This is a genomic window from Vibrio sp. 1CM2L (assembly GCF_023161695.1).
Lineage (GTDB): Bacteria > Pseudomonadota > Gammaproteobacteria > Enterobacterales > Vibrionaceae > Vibrio > Vibrio coralliirubri.
On sequence record NZ_JALNTT010000002.1, the window covers coordinates 118710 to 136100 of the forward strand.

A 17391-nucleotide genomic window follows, 5' to 3' on the forward strand; every position below is an offset into this window, starting at 1 on the left:
ATCAAATAAATATAAGGGGTATTCAATTTTGGAAAAATGCCTTCACTTTTAGATCGCATTTAAGTGTCATGATTTAAGTTGAAAATAGAAAGCCAAACAGAAAACAAAACAAGCCGAACTGAACTCAACTGAGAATAACTAAAGCTGTACACCTTTCTCACGTAACAACGTTAGAAAATGGTTTTGAACCGAGGTAGCAAACCAGTTCTTCCGCATGGTTAAACCGATTGGGCGCGACTGCTTTTTGCAATCAAATGGCAGAATGGTGAAGTGCCCCTCTTCAAGTTCGCGAGTAATCTGGTGCTGAGAGAGGATCGTTAATCGATCGCTGCCTAAAAGCAGTTCTCTTACCAACATCTGCGAGCTTGCCTCAACAATTCGAGTAGGTACATCACGTTCCTGAGACGTAAAAATGTCTTCAAACATTCTACGTCCAGGCGTGTTTACATTAGATACAACCCAACTCGAACCTTGTAAATCATCAAGTGTTATTTGCTCTTTCAAGCTCAGTGGGTGATCGTTTCTAGAGAGGATTTTGTTATGTGATTGAAACAGAGTTTCTTGGCGAATATCGGTGCTCGGTGATGGGAAACGCAGCGCACCAATTAGGATATCTAGCTCACCGTGGCGTAAGTGATTGAGCAAGTCTTGATACGGGCCGTCGATCACATGAATTTGGCAATCAGGGAACTTACGAGAAAACTCATTGATGGTGTTTGGTAGTAAACATGTACGAGCAAGAGGCAAACAGCCAACCGTAATCACACTGTTATGGCGGTTACTCAATAAGCCAACCTCTTCGATACCTTGCTTGATTTCTACGAAGGCTAATTTACTCGACATCACCAGAGCGCTACCAGCCTTACTAATCGTAATACCCGTGCTGTTTTTTTCGAATAAAGTGATACCAAGGATCTCTTCAAGATCTTTAGATGCACGATACACTGACGACTGCGACACTTCCAAAATTCGACTGGCTTCAGTAAAGCTTTTACCGTTAGAAACCGCGATCAATGCTTTCAATTGAGTGGTTGTTATATTGAATAAATAGCGCTGAACGCTGCTTTTTCGCTGGCCTTTCGCGACTTTTAGCGAATCAGTAATGCCTTTACTGATGTACTCCAACGCACGTTCAATTCGAAATGAAAACGCTTCTCCTTGTTCGGTCGGTTTCATGCCATCGGTGGTACGTTCGAACAGCTCACTATGAATGTTTTTTTCCAATTTCGCTATCGCTTGTGTGATAGCGGGCTGAGACAAAAACACCACTTCCGAAGCCTTGCTAATGCTTCCAGTATTCACCACTTCTGATATCGCTCTTAGGTGTCTCAAGTTTGGAATATTTAACATGTTATCGCCTCAAAAGTGCTGTCAAACTGCCATTTACATTCAAATTCCAAATACAAACGACAACTTCAAAAACGGTGCTAAATGCCACATTTAAACCCCGTCAACTATCGAACACATTCAGCACATTTTTTGAATACTCTTCCAGCAGAAAAGCTGAAATCTGTGAGTTGATGTAGATAAAATGTAACTCCACCAAGGTAAAGATGTGACTTCATTCTCCAAAAAAGAAATACACGAAAATTCATTTTCAATCCCCTTTTTTAATACATAACCCACAGCTATATATCAGTAACTCACTGTTTTATAGTGCAATGCAAATGGAATATCAAACTGTAACCCCAACACGAATAGTTAATGTTATCTCAAAATTGAATAACACTTTCACTATATGAATTATCGGTTGTTAATTTTAGGTGATAACTTTATCGACGTAGAAACAGGAGGTTCACAAATGAAAACAATAACTAAACTTACACTCGCTCTATCGCTTGCATATGCAGGTTCTGCTGCTGCTCTGGACATCACTATTGGGCATGTAGATTCACAAGATTGGACGATCTCTAAGAAAGGCGCTGCAACACAGGTTTTCAAGAACCTTGTAGAGGCTGAATCTGGTGGTCGAATTAATGTAAATATCTACCCTTCAGGTCAACTTGGTGGCGAGACAGAGCTACTTCAGTCGACTCAAGAAGGTATGTTAACCATGACTATGGTTTCTGGTGCTTACTCTAAGCTTTGTAAGGAAGCTAACGTACTAGAAATTCCTTACCTGTTCCCTTCAGCGCCTGTTGCTTGGGAAGTACTAGACGGTGAGTTTGGTCAGAAATTGAATGACCAATGTTTGAAAACGACGGGTCTACGCAACCTCGCTTATGGCGAAACAGGTTTCCGCCATTTCACAAACTCAAAGCGTGAAATTACTACGCCGCAAGACTTAAACGGTCTTAAAATCCGCGTAATGACAACACCACTTTACGTTGAAATGATGAAGTCATTGGATGCAGAGCCTACACCTATTGCATTCCCTGAAGTTCCTGCCGCTCTGACTACTGGCGTTATCGACGGACAGGAAAACCCTGTCAGCGTAATCAACGCGAACAAATTCTATGAACTTCAGAAATACATCACTCTAGACGGTCACGTTTATGGTACTGATTTCCTATTAATGAATGACGATTTCTACACATCTTTGAATGCCGAAGACCGAGCAATCATTGATCGCGCTGCAAAAGTTGCAGGCACAGTAGGTCGAGCTATTCAGCAAGTGAATTCAGCAGAAGGCTTAGAAGTACTTGCTCAAAAAGGCATGAAGATTACTTCGCTAACGCCAGAGCAACAGAAACAATTCCGCGATAAGACACAGCCCGCTGTGATCAAATGGTTATCAGGCACTATCGACTCGAAATGGATTGATGATGCACTAGACGCAGTAGAAACCGCGACTAACTAATTCATAACCGAATAATCAATACAAAAACCCTACAGCATTACTTATAAGAAATGAGTCGTTATACCTCTGATGTATAACGACTCTTCCCAAGGAGACAGGGAACATGATTGAGCAATATAAAAAGCTACTTGCGATTCTCGCAGGGGCTTCACTCTTCAATTTGTTTGCAGTGATGTTGATCACCACAATCAGCCGTTACTTTTTTAATACCTCTATCCTATGGGGCGAGGAGCTGAGCAAATACTCAATGATTTATGGCGTTATGTTCGCTACATCATTGTGTTATTTAGAAGGCTTACACATCAAATTTTCTGTTCTTGATTCAGTCAAATCAAAAGCATTTCAAAAAACGCTGGAAGTCATTGTCGACCTATCTGTTTTGTTATGTTCGGTGATCTGGACTTACTCAGCGTACCTATTTGTGATCAAACGCGGAGGCATTGAGTCAGCTGGTATTGGGGTCTCTATGTACTACTTCCAATCAGCATTGATTGTTGGCGGCGCTTGCCTGTTTATAGCCGCTACACTGCGTTTAATTCAGCACGTGACATCAGCGCGTGTATCCACAAGAACTCAAGCTATCCAAAGCGACGTATAAGGAATCGTTATGCCTTCAATTGCCTTAATGGGATCCATGCTAATTTTTGGTATTCCTCTCGTATTCAGCATCATCTTGGCGATGTCGTTCTACGTCTCTAGTACTCCCATCTCTATCAGCCTAATAGCCCAACGTATTTTTAGTGGTTTGGATTCTTACTCTATCCTTGCGGTGCCTCTGTTTGTTCTTGCGGGTGAGCTAATGAACAAGAGTGGTATCACCAGCCGTATAATCGATTTCGCTAACGCATTAGTGGGTCACTTCCGTGGCGGCTTAGCTCAAGTAAATATCTGGTCTTCAGTGATGTTTGCTGGTATCTCAGGATCTGCAGTTGCTGATACATCAGCACTTGGCCGCGTGTTTATTCCTCAAATGGAAAAAGAAGGCTACAGCAAAGAGTTTTCTTCAGCGTTAACGGCAGCGTCTTCGGTTATTGGACCGATGATTCCGCCAAGTATTCCGGTGATCATTTATGCGCTTATTGCGAGTGGCGTATCTGTCCCTGCCCTATTCTTAGCAGGCATTGTTCCTGGCGTATTGTCTGCAGTTGCTCTGTCTATTTTCGTGTTTATTTACGCGACTCGTCACAACATAAAAAGCAACGTGGTTCGTCAAAGCCGCCGTAAAGCATTGGTAAAGGCGTTTGTTCCACTAACAATGCCAATCTTCATCCTTGGTTCAATCTTGATGGGTATTGTGACACCAACTGAAGCAGCAGCGTTCGCAGCTTTCTATGCGCTACTGGTTGGCATGTTCGTGTATAAATCTCTGAGTTTCAGCGACCTACCAGAAGTGTTTATGCGTTCAATGCGAGATTCTTCAATTGTCTTGATCCTGATTGCCGTTGTATCTGTAGCGAACTGGATTCTTACTTTCTCTCGCGTTCCTCAGTTCATCAGCCAACAGATTTTAGGCAGCATCAGCGACCCAATCATGTTTTTGATTATGGTGAACGTTATCTTGCTGGTCGTTGGGTTATTCCTTGAAGGCATTGCTGCAATGCTGATTCTTATCCCAATCTTTCACCCGATTGCGATGAGCTTTGGTATCGACCCTGTTCACTTCGGTATCGTGGTTATCTTCAACCTAATGATTGGCTTGATTACACCACCAATGGGGATTTGTCTGTTTGTGTCCAACACCATATCAAAGGTCGGAATCGCCGCGATTTCTAAGCAAGTGATTCCACTGTTCCTACTTGAAGTATTGGTGTTGTTCTTCATCACTTTTGTTCCGCAAAGCGTGCTGTTCTTGCCACAGCTATTCGGATACTAGAGCACACACAAAACCATGTCTGTATATGAAATATTGCTGCCGCTGATACTGATTGTCGCGGCAGGCTTTCTCACGACTAAAAATGGCTTTTTCTCTCGCCATTTCATCGGCGACGTAAGCAAATTCGTTCTTTATATCTCACTTCCTGCGGTCATTTTTGGCAGTGTCACTCAATTAAATTTGAGCGAAGCGATCAACAAAAACTACATGTTGATCTATGCCGTAGGCGGGTTGCTGTGTATGACCATCGCAGTGTTGTATAGCCGATTAATCATGAGGTTGAAGTGGCAAGATTGCTTCATCAACGCTTTAGGTAGCGGGATGCCAAACAGCGCATTCATAGGTTTCCCTATCGTGTTGTCGATTTTTAATGGTCAGTACGCGGAAGCGTTTCTAATGAGCGTGTTGATTGAAAATCTCGTGTTTATTCCTGTGTGTTTGGTGTTACTGGAGTTCTCGAATGAAACCGACTCATCGCTCAAAGATCAACTTATCGAGATTGGAAACAGGCTAAGAAAGAATCCAATCATCATTTCGATCACCTTGGCACTGAGCATCAACCTGTTAGGTATTCAGCTGCCAGTCGTGATTGGAGAAAGCGTTGGCATTCTCGCCAAAACCTCAGTCGCTTTAGCATTGTTTGCGATTGGTGGAATTTTGGGGCAATCACTGGTGCTAAACCAAAAATCACGCATTGCGCTGGTTACTAGCATCAAATTGGTTTGCTTCCCCATTATTGCGCTTGGCTTACTTTTGGTTTGGCCGGTAGAAGGAGATTTAAAATATGTACTGCTTATCTTTTGTGCATCACCAATGCTCTCTATCTACCCCATTCTTGGCGGGATTTATAAGCAACAAAACTTCTGTGCGAACACATTGATTATAACGACGCTGGCCTCTGGATTTACCTTGTCTATCGTTGTTTCGCTCATAACTCATAACTCATAACTCATAACTCATAACTCATAACTCATAACTCATAACTCAAATAACAATAACTAAAACGTTCACTCATAAGGTCTTAAACATGGAAAAAGTTAAAATTGCTGTTGCTGGAGCAGGCTTAATCGGGAAAACACACATCAAGCTCATTGTTGAAAATGAACAATGTGAACTGGCAGCTATCGTTGATCCGTTCCCAGCGGCGAAAGAGATTGCCGATGATTACGGTGTGCCCGTTTATGAGAGCTTAGAAGCGCTGTTTTCCGATGCAAAGCCAGACGGTGTAATCCTCGCGACCCCAAATAAGTTACACGCTCTGCAAGCACACGAATGCATTGCCGCTGGTGTGGCAGCTGTCGTCGAAAAACCAGTGACAGATTCTATCGAAGATGCGGTTGAGTTATTGAAGCATGCAAAACATGAGAACAGTAAAATACTGGTTGGTCATCACCGCGCTTATAGTCCGCTTTTGGAAACCGCTAAAAAGATCATCGACAGCGGTGAGCTTGGCAAACTGGTTTCTATTATGGGCAGTGCGGCATTTTACAAGCCAGATTACTACTTTAATGAAGGCGACTGGCGCAAAGTAAAAGGCGGCGGCCCTATCCTTATCAACATGATTCACGAGATAGGCAACCTGCGTCACCTTGTTGGCGATATTGTCGGTGTTCAGGCGATGAGCTCAAGCAGTGCACGTGACTTTGAAGTCGAAGACACAACAGTCATCTCTCTGCGCTTTGAAAACGGCACACTAGGCTCTTTCCTATTGTCTGACGCTTCAGCAAGCCCACGCAGCTGGGAACAAACCTCACAAGAGAACAAGTCTTACGCGACGTACGAAACCGAAGATTGCTACCACGTAGCGGGCACCAATGGCTCCCTTTCTATACCAACTATGCAGGTGAAATCGTTCGCGAAAGACGTCACTCCATCATGGTGGAACGAAATGCTTGAGCGCAAAGAAGATATTCACCGTGAAGATCCTCTAAAACGTCAGCTTGAACACTTCTGCGCATTGATTCGCGGCGAAGAACAAACACCAAAAGTCAGCATTTGGGATGGCCTACAAAATCTATTGGTTATCGACGCGATCATCAAAGCCTGTGAAACAGAACAATACGTACCCGTTCAAGATGTAACACCACAGCTTAAGTAAGGAGCCACCATGAAATATTCAATCGCGACTGTGTGCTTGTCTGGCACGCTAGAACAAAAAATGCATGCTGCCGCTAAAGCGGGCTTTCAAGCTATTGAGATCTTTGAGAATGACCTCACTCAATACCGCGGTTCCGCTTCTGACGTTAAACGCATCGCAGACAGCCTAGGCTTAGAGATTCTTGTACTGCAACCTTTTCGCGACATGGAAGGCATGCCAGCTCACCTTCGCCAAAAAAAGTACAGCATGCTTGAGCGCAAGATGGACCTCGCCCACCAGCTAGGCACTAGCCGTTTAATGATGTGCAGTAACGTGCATCCTCAGTCATCTCCAAACGTTGCACAGTGTGCTGAAGATTTATACGCATTAGCAGAACTGGCAAAGCGTGAAGACATGCAATTAGGCTATGAAGCGCTAGCATGGGGTCGCCACATTGCCGATTATGATGACGCTTGGAACCTAGTGAAAACAGTCGACCACCCTAACCTTGGTGTGGTTCTCGACACCTTTCACATGTTTGCACGTGGAAACACATTGGATACGTTGAAGAACGATATTCCAGTCGACAAAATCGCTCTGGTTCAAGTGGCCGACGCACCAAAAATGCAGATGGATATTCTTCAATACAGCCGTCACTATCGTTGTTTTCCTGGCCAAGGTGACTTCCCCGTTATCGATTTCGTAAAAGCGCTTAAAGACAAAGGCTACAACGATTATTTATCCCATGAAGTCTTTAACGATGAGTTCCGTTCATCATCGCCAATCGAGAAAGCGATCGATGGTGTGCGTTCTTTGAAATGGCTAGAAGATCAAACTAACGACGCGTTCAATGCACCTAAGATCCACGACCTCAGCTTTATTGAATTCGCAGTTAAAGAGCGTGAGAACAACCCTTTCTCGGATGTGATTGAGTCTCTAGGCTTCAAAAAGACTCATTGCCATAAGAGTAAGAATGTTGATTTATACCAACGCGGTGACATTAACTTTATATTCAACTACGAGAAGAATTCAAACGCGCAAACTTACCGTGAAGGTCATGGTGAATCGGTATGCGCGCTCGGCGTTATCACTGAAGATTCAAGCCGTCTTGTTGAATTAGCGAGCCGTTACAACAGCCCAACCATTCATCAAACACGTCAAGAGAATGAGCTAGATATCCCTACTCTCAAAAGCTCTGGCAACTTGCTGATTCACCTTCTTGAAGAGAACGAAGCATCGAAGTTCTATGAAGTAGATTTTGAACCAGTCGCTGATCATGCGCCTATGGACAACAACTTCGTCCGCATCGACCACATGGGGCAAGTTGTAGCACCTGATTCATTGCTGTCTAACCTGTTCTTCTACAAATCCATCTTCGGCTTTGTACCTGAAGAGAGCTTTGACTTGCCAGATGTGAATGGCCTAATCACTAGCCGTACCATCAAGAGCGCTAACAGTAAGATCAAGATTGCATTGAACAGCACCAGTGCTAAGCAAACCTCTGCTCAACGTTTCTTGAACGACTCTAATGGTGCGAGCATCAACCAAATTGCCATGGAGTGTAAAGACATCTTCTTAGCGGTTCAGGATCTCTCTCCTATCTATCAGTTGAAGATCCCAAACAATTACTACTTGGATATTCAAGCGCAATTTGATTTACCCGATGAGTTGATTCAACGCCTAAGTGAAAACAACATTCTGTACACGGAAGACGAAACAGGCAGCTTCTTCCATTTCTACACCAAAGAGATCAATGGCTTGTTCTTCGAAGTCGTTCAACGCATAGGAGACTACAGCAAATACGGCGAGACTAACGCGTTCATTCGTCTAGCGTCACAAGCGAATCAGTTCTAACAGGCATTGTTACCTAACTTTTTTCACCAAATATATCCGTTGGATACAACCTCACTTGTATGGCAGCAGATATATTAACTTGCTATTTTTCTTCTTGAGCTTTGCTGCACTTTACTCATCTTCGGTAAGTGCAGCTTTTTTTTTGTGTCTAGGTTCTGGTGTTTTTAGTTCATGGGCTTGTAGGAGGGCTAACAAGTTTTTGGGCAAGAGCTTCTTAGTGCACTCATCCCGATGCAGTCGAGTGCACTGTGTTTTACCCTACTCCAGAAACCAAGCCGTAAAAAAGCCCCTAGCGATGCTAGAGGCTCAATTTTGCTGCTTATGTTGATTAGAGGTATTAGTCGTCTAACAAGAACTGAATGGCTAAGCCGTAACCTTTAGTTCCCATACCAATCACTGTGCCTGCGGCTACAGGCGAGATGTAAGAGTGATGACGAAATGCTTCGCGCGCGTGAACATTTGAGATATGCACTTCAACAACAGGAACATCGACACCTTTGATTGCGTCATGCAAAGCTATTGATGTGTGCGTGTAAGCGCCTGGGTTGAATACCACGCCTACGCATTCACCGGCAGTAAATTCACGACCGGCTTTGTGCACGGCATCGATCAAATGACCTTCGGTGTTACTTTGAAAGCATTCGACTTCGCAATCATATTTAGCGGCTAACTTGCGGCAGTTTTCTTCTACATCTGCCAGTGTTTCATGACCATATTGCTGAGGCTCACGAGTTCCTAGTAGGTTTAGGTTTGGTCCGTTCAACACTAATAATTTTTTCATTGTTCCTTTCCTTACTTCTATCCTTAGACGGGATTTGAAAATTGATTTTGACGAAATTGAGATAGCTCTTGGGGTGTTAATTCACGGTCGGTGAACAGTTGAAACGCATCAACCGCTTGATGAAAAAACAGTTCAAAGCCAGTTAAAACCGCGAGGTTCGCCCCCATCGCAGCTTTGATAAATTCAGTTTCAATTGGCGTGTACACAGCGTCAAATACCCACATCTGGTTCTCTATCCAATGACTTGAGATAGGTATGCCCGGTGTCTTGTAATGCCCTATTGGAGTGCAATTAAGAAGGCCATCCGCCTCTCTAACGTGCTGCTCTAACGTTGTCTCTGTAAGACAAGTTACCTTAACATTTCTTTTTTCTAACAGCTGAGCTAAACCATGCATTTTTTCGGTATCACGGTCATAAAGCGCGATGTGTTCGGTTTCTAATTCTGTTAAAGCCGCTGCCACCGCTTTACCCACACCGCCACAGCCTATAAGCACTGTTTTACCGGGCTTACAATGCCGAAAAACATGGTAGGCATTAATGAAGCCAGAGAAATCAGTGTTGTAAGCAAACGTACCTTCTGGGCGAAAAACTAATGTATTGGATGCTTCAACTATTTTTGCTGACGTATCCAAAAAGTCAGCCACTTGAACCGCCATCTCTTTATAGGGATAAGTCACATTAGTCGCGTGAATATTACTCTCTTCCATTTGAGATGAATGCGCTCGAAAATCGAGTATATCTCCACTCTCTAATGGGTTTAATTGATAATCGAGCTCTATATTAAGTTGTTCCGCTAATAGGTTATGGAACTCGGGTGACTTGGATTTATCAATATTGGCACCAATAAGTCGACAATTAATCATTTCACTTCACCTTCTTCGGGATTTTATTTAAAGCTACCAGAATCACGTTATTCAACGCTAATCACTTTTATTCAACACCTATTCATTTTTTATTTTCTATGGCACCAACCCATATGGAATATCGCTTTTTCGTTGCCGTCATTGCAGCTCTCTATCTCAAAATCTTATACCTTCGAAATAAATTGAAATAGTCGAGAATAAGCCTTGGTCGTTATAGTTGTTAGCAACAAAAACAACAAAGGACTGCCGAGATGATTATCGACTGCCATGGACACTACACAACCACACCACCTCAGGTGGGCGACTACCGCGAAAGCCAAAAAGCGGCGCTAGCTGAAAACCCAAACCACATTGGTAGCAAAGGTTCAATTCACATTTCAGACGATGAGATTCGCGAAAGTATCGTAAATAATCAACTTCGTTTACAGAAAGAACGTGGTACGGATTTAACGATTTTCTCTCCTCGAGCAAGCTGGATGGGACATCACATCGGCAATGAGCACACGAGCCGCTTTTGGACAGAACATCAAAATGATCTTATTCGTCGTGTGTGCGACCTTTTCCCTCAAAACTTTGCACCGGTTGCTCAACTGCCGCAATCACCAGGCATTGACCCTTCAAAATCGGTTTCTGAGTTGGTTCGCTGTGTTGAAGAGATGGACTTCATCGGCTGTAACTTGAACCCAGATACAACAGGTGGCTTTTGGAAAGATGCCTCTTTGGGCGATCGTGCTTTCTACCCTCTGTATGAAAAACTGGTAGAGCTAGACGTACCCGCAATGATCCATGTAAGCGGCTCTTGTAACTCATGTCTGCACACCACAACTTCGTATTACTTGGGCGCAGACACGACGGCTTTCCAACAATTAATGACCTCTGACGTGTTCAAAGACTTCCCTGAGTTGAAAATCATCATCCCACACGGTGGTGGCGCAGTACCTTATCACTGGGGTCGTTTCCGCGGTATCGCGCAAGATATGGGATTGCCACCGCTTGAAGAAACCGTGTTGAACAATATCTACTTTGATACTTGCGTTTATCACCAGAAAGGCATCGACCTACTGCTTGATATCTTGCCAGCGAAGAACATCTTGTTCGCTTCAGAAATGATTGGCGCAGTGCGCGGTGTTGACCCAGAGACGGGCCACTACTATGACGACACGAAACGCTACATTGATGCCAGTGACAAGGTCACGGCCGAAGAGAAATCGATGATTTTTGAGGGTAACGCTCGTCGCGTATTCAGCCGACTAAAAACATCTTAATGCCACTCTACCCATTTAAGAATGGGCACTTCGAACAAACTTTCTCTAAAAAAAGAAGCATAAGCAAAGAGCAAAAGGAATTCATCATGAGTCAGAACATCGTTGTTCAACACATTAAACGTGCAGACAAAGAGATCATTGAAGGCTTACGCAAATGTGGCGTAGCAACCATTCATGAATCACAAGGTCGCCGTGGTTTATTGGCCGATTACATACGCCCTATTTTTCAAGGTGACGCCGTTGCAGGTTCAGCGCTAACAATCTCAGGAGCTGCTGGCGACAACTGGATGATGCACGTTGCCATCGAGCAAGCGAAAGCGGGGGACTTTTTGGTGTTCGCCCCTACTTCACCTTCAAACCACGGCTTCTTCGGTGATTTATTAGCAACGTCAGCACAGGCACGTGGTGTGGTTGGCTTAATCATTGAAGGCGGTGTTCGTGATACTCGTGACTTACGCGAAATGAATTTTCCTGTGTGGTCAAAAGCCGTATTTAGCCAAGGTACCATCAAAGAAACGCTAGGTTCAGTCAATGTTCAGATGACGTGTGCAGAAGAAATCATTAATCCTGGTGACATCATGGTCGCAGACGAAGACGGAGTGGTTGTGGTTCGCCGTGAAGAGGCTGAACAAGTACTGCATGCGTCACTAGAGCGTATGGAGCGCGAAGAAGCTAAACGCGTTCGCCTAGCGAATGGTGAGCTTGGTCTAGACATCTATGACATGCGTGGTCGATTAGAAGAAAAAGGCCTGAAGTATGTCTAATCAAGCGCCATGCATGTGGATGAGAGCTGGCACCTCAAAAGGCGCCTACTTTCTGAAAGATGATTTACCTATCAACTCTTCTGAACGCGATGCATTTTTGCTGTCGGTGATGGGCTCGCCAGATGAACGCCAGATCGATGGTATAGGAGGGGCTGACCCTCTAACATCTAAGGTCGCGATCGTTGAACCATCGAGTCGAGAGCTTGTAGACATCGACTACCTATTTCTACAAGTGTTTGTCGACCAAGCATTGGTTAGCAGCAAACAAAACTGTGGAAACATCCTTGCAGGGGTCGCTCCTTTTGCTATCGAGCGTGGGTTAGTTGAAGCCAAAGAAGGAACTACATCAGTTCGTATCTTCATGGAAAACACACAGCAAATCGCTACGGTAGAAGTTCAAACCCCAAACAAACAAGTGACCTATCAAGGCGACTGCCATATCGATGGCGTGCCCTCTTCATCAGCGCCAATTGCGGTAACTTTTGAAGATACTGCTGGCTCAACATGTGGTGCGTTAATTCCGTCAGGAAATGTTATTGATACAATTGACGGTATCGATGTCACTTTAATTGATAACGGAATGCCAGTTGTTGTGATGTGTGCGAAAGATCTCGGCATCACAGGTGACGAATCACGTGAACAACTCGACAATAACCAAGCTTTAAAACAGCGTTTGGAGTCTATACGGCTTCAAGCTGGTCCATTAATGAACCTTGGTGATGTTTCTGAGCTCTCTGTCCCTAAGATGTCTTTGGTCAGCGAGCCTCAATATGGCGGCGCAATCTCTACTCGCACATTCATCCCTCACCGTTGCCATGCGTCTATCGGTGTACTAGGCGCGGTTAGTGTTGCCAGTGCTTGCATACTCGATAACGCTCCAGCAAAACAACTTGCTCAAATCAACTCATCGAGCCAGGCAGAACAACTCGCTACACAAACTGAAACCAGCGTGAAAGTTGCTCTGGATGTAGAACATCCTATTGGAAAAATGAGTGTGGTTTTAGATATCAAAAACAACCAAGTTCAATCAGCTGCCATTCTTCGCACTGCGCGAAAACTGTTTGATGGCACAGTGTTTGGACACCAGTAATAACAAGGAAGAATAATGGACGCTGATTACCTACCGTTTCATCAAAACCCAAGTAAGCCTAAGTTTATCGCTCCGGCTGGTGCTGTCGACGCTCACTGCCATGTATTTGGTCCAGCGGCGCAATTCCCATATTCACCTAAGCGTAAATACACGCCTTGTGATGCTTCAAAAGAACAACTGTTCGCCTTACGCGATCATCTTGGCTTTAGTCGTAACGTGATTGTGCAGGCCTCTTGCCATAGCACCGACAACTCAGCATTGCTAGATGCCCTAGACAGCGCTGGTGAACTGGCTCGCGGCGTGGCTTTTGTCGATGAAACTGTCACTGATGAAGAACTGCAAACCATGGACGCCGCAGGCGTGCGCGGTATCCGCTTTAACTTTGTAAAACGCTTAGTTGATACCACACCAAAAGACGTCCTTAAGAAAATTGCGGATCGCGTTCGACCTTTAGGTTGGCATATCGTGGTGTACTTTGAATCTCAAGACATCGACGACATTGCCCCTTTCCTCGACGAACTTGATATGACGGTTGTTGTAGACCACATGGGTCGACCAGACATCGCACAAGGTATTAATAGTGAAGCCTTTGCTAAGTTCATCCGCCTTATGGAAAACAACCCAAACATTTGGACAAAGGTCAGCTGCCCAGAGCGTCTAACATTAACACCACCAAACTATAGTGATGTTGTGCCTTATGCTAAAACCTTGGTCGAGCGATTCCCTACCCGCGTACTTTGGGGTACAGATTGGCCACACCCAAACATGAAATCACACACACCTGATGATGGACACTTGGTTGATGTGATTCCACAGATTGCTGAAACCGATGCCCTTCAACAAGCACTGCTTGTGACAAACCCAATGAAATTATACTGGCCAGAGAGTGAGTAACCGCAATGACTTATTTGAAAGATAAAGGAAATATCCCAGGCACCGTTTTGTTCGATGGATCAATGGCCATAAAAGGCTATGGCTTAAACAAGATGTGTTACACGCTAAATGGTCAGGCTGGTCGTGATGAATTCAAAGCCGACGAACAGGCATACTGTGACAAATTTGGACTGAGTGATGCTCAGAAAAAAGCAGTCCAAGAACGCGATGTATTGGCACTTCTAAACGAAGGCGGCAGTATCTACTACTTAGCGAAATTCGTTGGTATGTTGGGTTTAAACATGCAAGACATTGGCGCCATGCAAACAGGCATGAGCGTTGAAGAATTCAAACAAATGTTGGTTGAGGCAGGGAAATAATCATGGCTAGAGTTATTGGTGGTATCAGTACTTCACACATTCCTTCAATCGGGAAAGCGATTGAAAACAACCTTCAAGAAACAGAATATTGGCAGCCGTTTTTCAAAAACTTCCCGGGAATTCACGCTTGGTTAGAACAAGAGAAACCGGATGTTGCCGTTGTATTCTACAACGACCATGGCCTTGAGTTCTTCCTAGACAAGAAACCAACCTTTGCTATTGGTGCCGCTGCGAGCTACATGAACGCCGATGAAGGTTGGGGAATCCCTACAATTCCAGCAATTCCGGGTGATCCTGAATTTTCTTGGCACATTTGTAATCATCTAGTTGAGAGTGAGTTCGACATCACTATCTGCCAAGAGATGAAGGTAGATCACGGCCTAACAGTACCAATGCAGTTGATGTGGCCAAACAACAGCTACTCACACATGAAGGTGATTCCTGTTTGTTTGAACGTAGAGCAACACCCTATGCCGTCACCTAAACGCTGTTACAACCTAGGTAAAGCGATTGGTGAAGCTATCGACTCTTACGATAAAGATCTAAAAGTTGTGGTGCTAGGTACTGGCGGCCTATCCCACCAGCTAGATGGTGAACGTGCGGGCTACATCAACAAAGAGTTTGACCTGTACTGCATGGATAAGCTAATCAGCGACCCCGACGAGCTATCTAAACTGACGATTCACGATCTTATTGCCAATGGCGGTGCTCAAGGTCCTGAATTCATCATGTGGATGGGGATGCGTGGTGCATTGAATGGCGAGTTAAATGTTCTACAAAGTGACTATCACGCACCTATTTCAAATACTGGCGCAGGTACTATGTTGATTGAAAATAAGTAGTCGCTCCCCGACTCTAAACTTGATCGCTATTGAGCTTTTTCAGCCTACTCTTTCATGAGTAGGCTTTTTGTTTCACAACGCTAACTTCATACTTAATTGGTGAAGAGTTCGCGTAGCCACAAGTTCACGATGTCGTCATTGCGGTTGCTGTGCCAATACACGCTCAATGATGGTGTAAGGTATTCAAATGGCACTTCTAGCAACTTTATCTTGTCTTTATCAAAATACGCGTCCGCGACCCCTTTAGGGAAAGTTGCAATCCAATCACTGTTATAAATAGTGTCCGAAAAGTCAGCGATGGAATTGAGCTTTCTCGCCACCTTTCTTTCGGAAAAGATTGGGCTGTGAAGCTCGGTTAACTGGTTTACTCGATAATTATCATGCGTCAACATCACGTGCTTTTCAGCTAAGTAGCGCTCTAAAGTTATCTGTTCTTCTATCTGCGAGTGGTTTTGGCTGCATACAACGCACAGTTCATCGCCCCAGATCTCTTGGCTCTGCAGTGTCGGGTGAGCATTAGTAAGGTCGACGACAAGGTCGATCTTCTTCTCTCGAATATCCGTTGCCATGTCTTCTTTGATGTTCACCACTTCGATAACGCAGTTGGGTGCTTCTCTTTGAATCCTGTCCAAGATACGAGGCAAGATCACGCTGCTTGAAATGCTCATCGCAGCAATTCTGAAGGTGTAATTACACTCTTTCGGGTCGAAATCGTGAGTTTCAGGGAGTGAGTGTGAAACCAGCTTATGTGCTTGCTTGAAGATTGGGTACAGGTCGTTCGCGACTGGCGTAGGCTCGAGTGTGTATGATTTTCTAACGAAGAGGAGATCCCGATATTCGTCTCTAAGCTGCTTTAGGTGCGCGCTGAGACTAGGTTGAGATATATTGAGCCTTTCTGCCGCGTACGTCAGGTTTCCTTCTTCATATATCGCAATAAAGTAATATATGAGGTTGAGGTTAAATCGTTTCATTCGAGCTCTTCAGGCAGTCATGTATTTAAATAAACGATAAAAATAATATCGTTTAAATGACTGTGAATTATCGCTTTCCATTCCCATATTTTAGTTAGGGTTATGACAGAACATTGTTAAAACGCCAAAATAAAATGACACGAACTAGTACGGTAGTATTTAAAGAATAAACTTCGAAAATAGGTAACAGACTGGTTTTTATAAAGATATAGGTTTTCCTGATATCTAGTATAGGCATGGCGTTATATTAGAAGACGCTTGAGTTTGACATAATTCCCGATTCCTAAATAGACACATATAGAAATAGAGAATGATGAACCGATTTGTAAAACCGATAATAATCTCAGCAAGCCTAGTGACTTTATTTGGCTGCGTAGGTAGTAACGCAGTAACTGGTAAACTAATGGAATTTAACGTTAAAGCCGTTGATAACCGTTACGCTCGTGGTGGCTTAAACATGTTACTTGCCCCTGCTTACGGTATTACCGTTGCTGCCGATTACATCGTGTTTAACTCACTGGAATTTTGGACGGGTAAGAACCCAATCAACAAGAAGCCACACATCTTCGATTCTAAGGTGGATACTTACATTGATGTTAATGACCAACTGGATGACAGCCTAACAGAAGCGCCTATCGACCCATTGGCAAAGCATGTGATTGACCACAGTGAAATGAAAGTACTTAACCAAGACGAAATCGCAATTGAGCTAACCTACAACGACGGTACTCGCGCGACTCTAACGGGTCAACGTTTCGGCGATGAAGTTCATTACTCTATTGATAACCAAGTGATTGCAAAAACAAGCTTGGAAGAGATGCAGATGTACATGGCATCGGCTGAGCAGTCTTAAGCAACGCAGAATTAACTGATACACCCCCAATCAATTCAGTTAGTCAGTACCTATAAAAAAGAGAGGTTAGCTTAGTCGCTAACCTCTCTTTTTTGTTTGTCGTTT

The 17391-nt window shown here is 44.0% G+C and carries 17 protein-coding genes; 13 read left to right on the top strand and 4 right to left on the bottom strand.

Features of this window, described 5'->3' with window-relative positions; genetic code table 11:
• Positions 1-138: 138 nt before the first annotated feature.
• Positions 139-1350, bottom strand: coding sequence for a LysR family transcriptional regulator (locus MSG34_RS05845; RefSeq protein WP_050621166.1), 1212 nt, complete (start codon positions 1348-1350; stop codon positions 139-141).
• A gap of 451 nt (positions 1351-1801) precedes the next feature.
• On the opposite strand from MSG34_RS05845, the gene MSG34_RS05850 reads away from it, so the two are divergent.
• The 6 genes from MSG34_RS05850 to MSG34_RS05875 all read left to right on the top strand — a co-directional run bounded on the left by MSG34_RS05850 (position 1802) and on the right by MSG34_RS05875 (position 8604).
• Positions 1802-2800 carry a DctP family TRAP transporter solute-binding subunit gene (locus tag MSG34_RS05850; RefSeq protein WP_146489929.1) on the top strand — a complete coding sequence of 333 codons (999 nt, stop codon included), beginning with the start codon at positions 1802-1804 and terminating at the stop codon, positions 2798-2800.
• Between the two features lie 103 nt (positions 2801-2903).
• Entirely contained in the window at positions 2904-3398 is a 495-nt protein-coding gene (locus tag MSG34_RS05855) for a TRAP transporter small permease (protein WP_248336645.1), read from the top strand.
• A 9-nt stretch (positions 3399-3407) separates the two neighbouring features.
• Positions 3408-4673 carry a TRAP transporter large permease gene (locus tag MSG34_RS05860; RefSeq protein WP_082241965.1) on the top strand — a complete coding sequence of 422 codons (1266 nt, stop codon included), beginning with the start codon at positions 3408-3410 and terminating at the stop codon, positions 4671-4673.
• Positions 4674-4688: 15 nt separating this feature from the next.
• Complete coding sequence (locus MSG34_RS05865; protein WP_248336647.1) at positions 4689-5621, top strand: AEC family transporter; 933 nt, start codon at positions 4689-4691, stop codon at positions 5619-5621.
• 79 nt (positions 5622-5700) lie between these two features.
• Positions 5701-6771, top strand: coding sequence for a Gfo/Idh/MocA family oxidoreductase (locus tag MSG34_RS05870; RefSeq protein ID WP_248336649.1), 1071 nt, complete (start codon positions 5701-5703; stop codon positions 6769-6771).
• Positions 6772-6780: 9 nt separating this feature from the next.
• Positions 6781-8604 (top strand): sugar phosphate isomerase/epimerase and 4-hydroxyphenylpyruvate domain-containing protein, encoded by a 1824-nt coding sequence (locus MSG34_RS05875; RefSeq protein ID WP_248336651.1) that lies wholly within the window; start codon positions 6781-6783, stop codon positions 8602-8604.
• Positions 8605-8941: 337 nt separating this feature from the next.
• Here the strand turns inward: MSG34_RS05875 and aroQ are convergent, their stop codons facing one another.
• Both aroQ and MSG34_RS05885 read right to left on the bottom strand, forming a co-directional pair.
• Positions 8942-9385, bottom strand: a complete 444-nt coding sequence (gene aroQ / locus MSG34_RS05880) for a type II 3-dehydroquinate dehydratase (protein ID WP_248336653.1) — start codon at positions 9383-9385, stop codon at positions 8942-8944.
• Between the two features lie 23 nt (positions 9386-9408).
• The gene (locus MSG34_RS05885; protein WP_248336655.1) at positions 9409-10248 is read right to left on the bottom strand and encodes a saccharopine dehydrogenase NADP-binding domain-containing protein; all 840 of its coding nucleotides are present in this window, start codon (positions 10246-10248) and stop codon (positions 9409-9411) included.
• Between the two features lie 251 nt (positions 10249-10499).
• Here MSG34_RS05885 and MSG34_RS05890 point away from each other — a divergent pair, with 251 nt between their 5' ends.
• The 6 genes from MSG34_RS05890 to MSG34_RS05915 all read left to right on the top strand — a co-directional run bounded on the left by MSG34_RS05890 (position 10500) and on the right by MSG34_RS05915 (position 15462).
• Positions 10500-11513, top strand: coding sequence for an amidohydrolase family protein (locus tag MSG34_RS05890; protein ID WP_050621175.1), 1014 nt, complete (start codon positions 10500-10502; stop codon positions 11511-11513).
• Between the two features lie 86 nt (positions 11514-11599).
• Positions 11600-12277 carry a 4-carboxy-4-hydroxy-2-oxoadipate aldolase/oxaloacetate decarboxylase gene (locus tag MSG34_RS05895; RefSeq protein WP_050644735.1) on the top strand — a complete coding sequence of 226 codons (678 nt, stop codon included), beginning with the start codon at positions 11600-11602 and terminating at the stop codon, positions 12275-12277.
• The gene (locus MSG34_RS05900; protein WP_248336657.1) at positions 12270-13367 is read left to right on the top strand and encodes a 4-oxalomesaconate tautomerase; all 1098 of its coding nucleotides are present in this window, start codon (positions 12270-12272) and stop codon (positions 13365-13367) included. Before MSG34_RS05895 ends, MSG34_RS05900 begins: the two co-directional genes overlap by 8 nt.
• 15 nt (positions 13368-13382) lie before the next feature.
• Positions 13383-14261 (top strand): amidohydrolase family protein, encoded by an 879-nt coding sequence (locus MSG34_RS05905; protein WP_050653377.1) that lies wholly within the window; start codon positions 13383-13385, stop codon positions 14259-14261.
• A gap of 5 nt (positions 14262-14266) precedes the next feature.
• On the top strand, positions 14267-14620 hold the full coding sequence (locus MSG34_RS05910; protein WP_050621179.1) for a protocatechuate 4,5-dioxygenase subunit alpha: 354 nt from the start codon (positions 14267-14269) through the stop codon (positions 14618-14620).
• A 2-nt stretch (positions 14621-14622) separates the two neighbouring features.
• On the top strand, positions 14623-15462 hold the full coding sequence (locus MSG34_RS05915; RefSeq protein WP_050644737.1) for a class III extradiol dioxygenase family protein: 840 nt from the start codon (positions 14623-14625) through the stop codon (positions 15460-15462).
• A gap of 92 nt (positions 15463-15554) precedes the next feature.
• On the opposite strand, the gene MSG34_RS05920 is transcribed toward MSG34_RS05915, so the two are convergent.
• Entirely contained in the window at positions 15555-16433 is an 879-nt protein-coding gene (locus MSG34_RS05920) for a LysR family transcriptional regulator (protein WP_060982162.1), read from the bottom strand.
• Between the two features lie 310 nt (positions 16434-16743).
• Here MSG34_RS05920 and MSG34_RS05925 point away from each other — a divergent pair, with 310 nt between their 5' ends.
• Complete coding sequence (locus MSG34_RS05925; protein WP_048613988.1) at positions 16744-17286, top strand: DUF3332 family protein; 543 nt, start codon at positions 16744-16746, stop codon at positions 17284-17286.
• Positions 17287-17391: the final 105 nt, after the last annotated feature.

What these genes read in the sequence shown, in the direction of transcription:
- MSG34_RS05845 (WP_050621166.1), bottom strand. Translation starts at nt 1,350, where the DNA reads ATGTTAAATATTCCAAACTTGAGACACCTAAGAGCGATATCAGAAGTG.
- MSG34_RS05850 (WP_146489929.1), top strand. Translation starts at nt 1,802, where the DNA reads ATGAAAACAATAACTAAACTTACACTCGCTCTATCGCTTGCATATGCA.
- MSG34_RS05855 (WP_248336645.1), top strand. Translation starts at nt 2,904, where the DNA reads ATGATTGAGCAATATAAAAAGCTACTTGCGATTCTCGCAGGGGCTTCA.
- MSG34_RS05860 (WP_082241965.1), top strand. Translation starts at nt 3,408, where the DNA reads ATGCCTTCAATTGCCTTAATGGGATCCATGCTAATTTTTGGTATTCCT.
- MSG34_RS05865 (WP_248336647.1), top strand. Translation starts at nt 4,689, where the DNA reads ATGTCTGTATATGAAATATTGCTGCCGCTGATACTGATTGTCGCGGCA.
- MSG34_RS05870 (WP_248336649.1), top strand. Translation starts at nt 5,701, where the DNA reads ATGGAAAAAGTTAAAATTGCTGTTGCTGGAGCAGGCTTAATCGGGAAA.
- MSG34_RS05875 (WP_248336651.1), top strand. Translation starts at nt 6,781, where the DNA reads ATGAAATATTCAATCGCGACTGTGTGCTTGTCTGGCACGCTAGAACAA.
- aroQ (WP_248336653.1), bottom strand. Translation starts at nt 9,385, where the DNA reads ATGAAAAAATTATTAGTGTTGAACGGACCAAACCTAAACCTACTAGGA.
- MSG34_RS05885 (WP_248336655.1), bottom strand. Translation starts at nt 10,248, where the DNA reads ATGATTAATTGTCGACTTATTGGTGCCAATATTGATAAATCCAAGTCA.
- MSG34_RS05890 (WP_050621175.1), top strand. Translation starts at nt 10,500, where the DNA reads ATGATTATCGACTGCCATGGACACTACACAACCACACCACCTCAGGTG.
- MSG34_RS05895 (WP_050644735.1), top strand. Translation starts at nt 11,600, where the DNA reads ATGAGTCAGAACATCGTTGTTCAACACATTAAACGTGCAGACAAAGAG.
- MSG34_RS05900 (WP_248336657.1), top strand. Translation starts at nt 12,270, where the DNA reads ATGTCTAATCAAGCGCCATGCATGTGGATGAGAGCTGGCACCTCAAAA.
- MSG34_RS05905 (WP_050653377.1), top strand. Translation starts at nt 13,383, where the DNA reads ATGGACGCTGATTACCTACCGTTTCATCAAAACCCAAGTAAGCCTAAG.
- MSG34_RS05910 (WP_050621179.1), top strand. Translation starts at nt 14,267, where the DNA reads ATGACTTATTTGAAAGATAAAGGAAATATCCCAGGCACCGTTTTGTTC.
- MSG34_RS05915 (WP_050644737.1), top strand. Translation starts at nt 14,623, where the DNA reads ATGGCTAGAGTTATTGGTGGTATCAGTACTTCACACATTCCTTCAATC.
- MSG34_RS05920 (WP_060982162.1), bottom strand. Translation starts at nt 16,433, where the DNA reads ATGAAACGATTTAACCTCAACCTCATATATTACTTTATTGCGATATAT.
- MSG34_RS05925 (WP_048613988.1), top strand. Translation starts at nt 16,744, where the DNA reads ATGATGAACCGATTTGTAAAACCGATAATAATCTCAGCAAGCCTAGTG.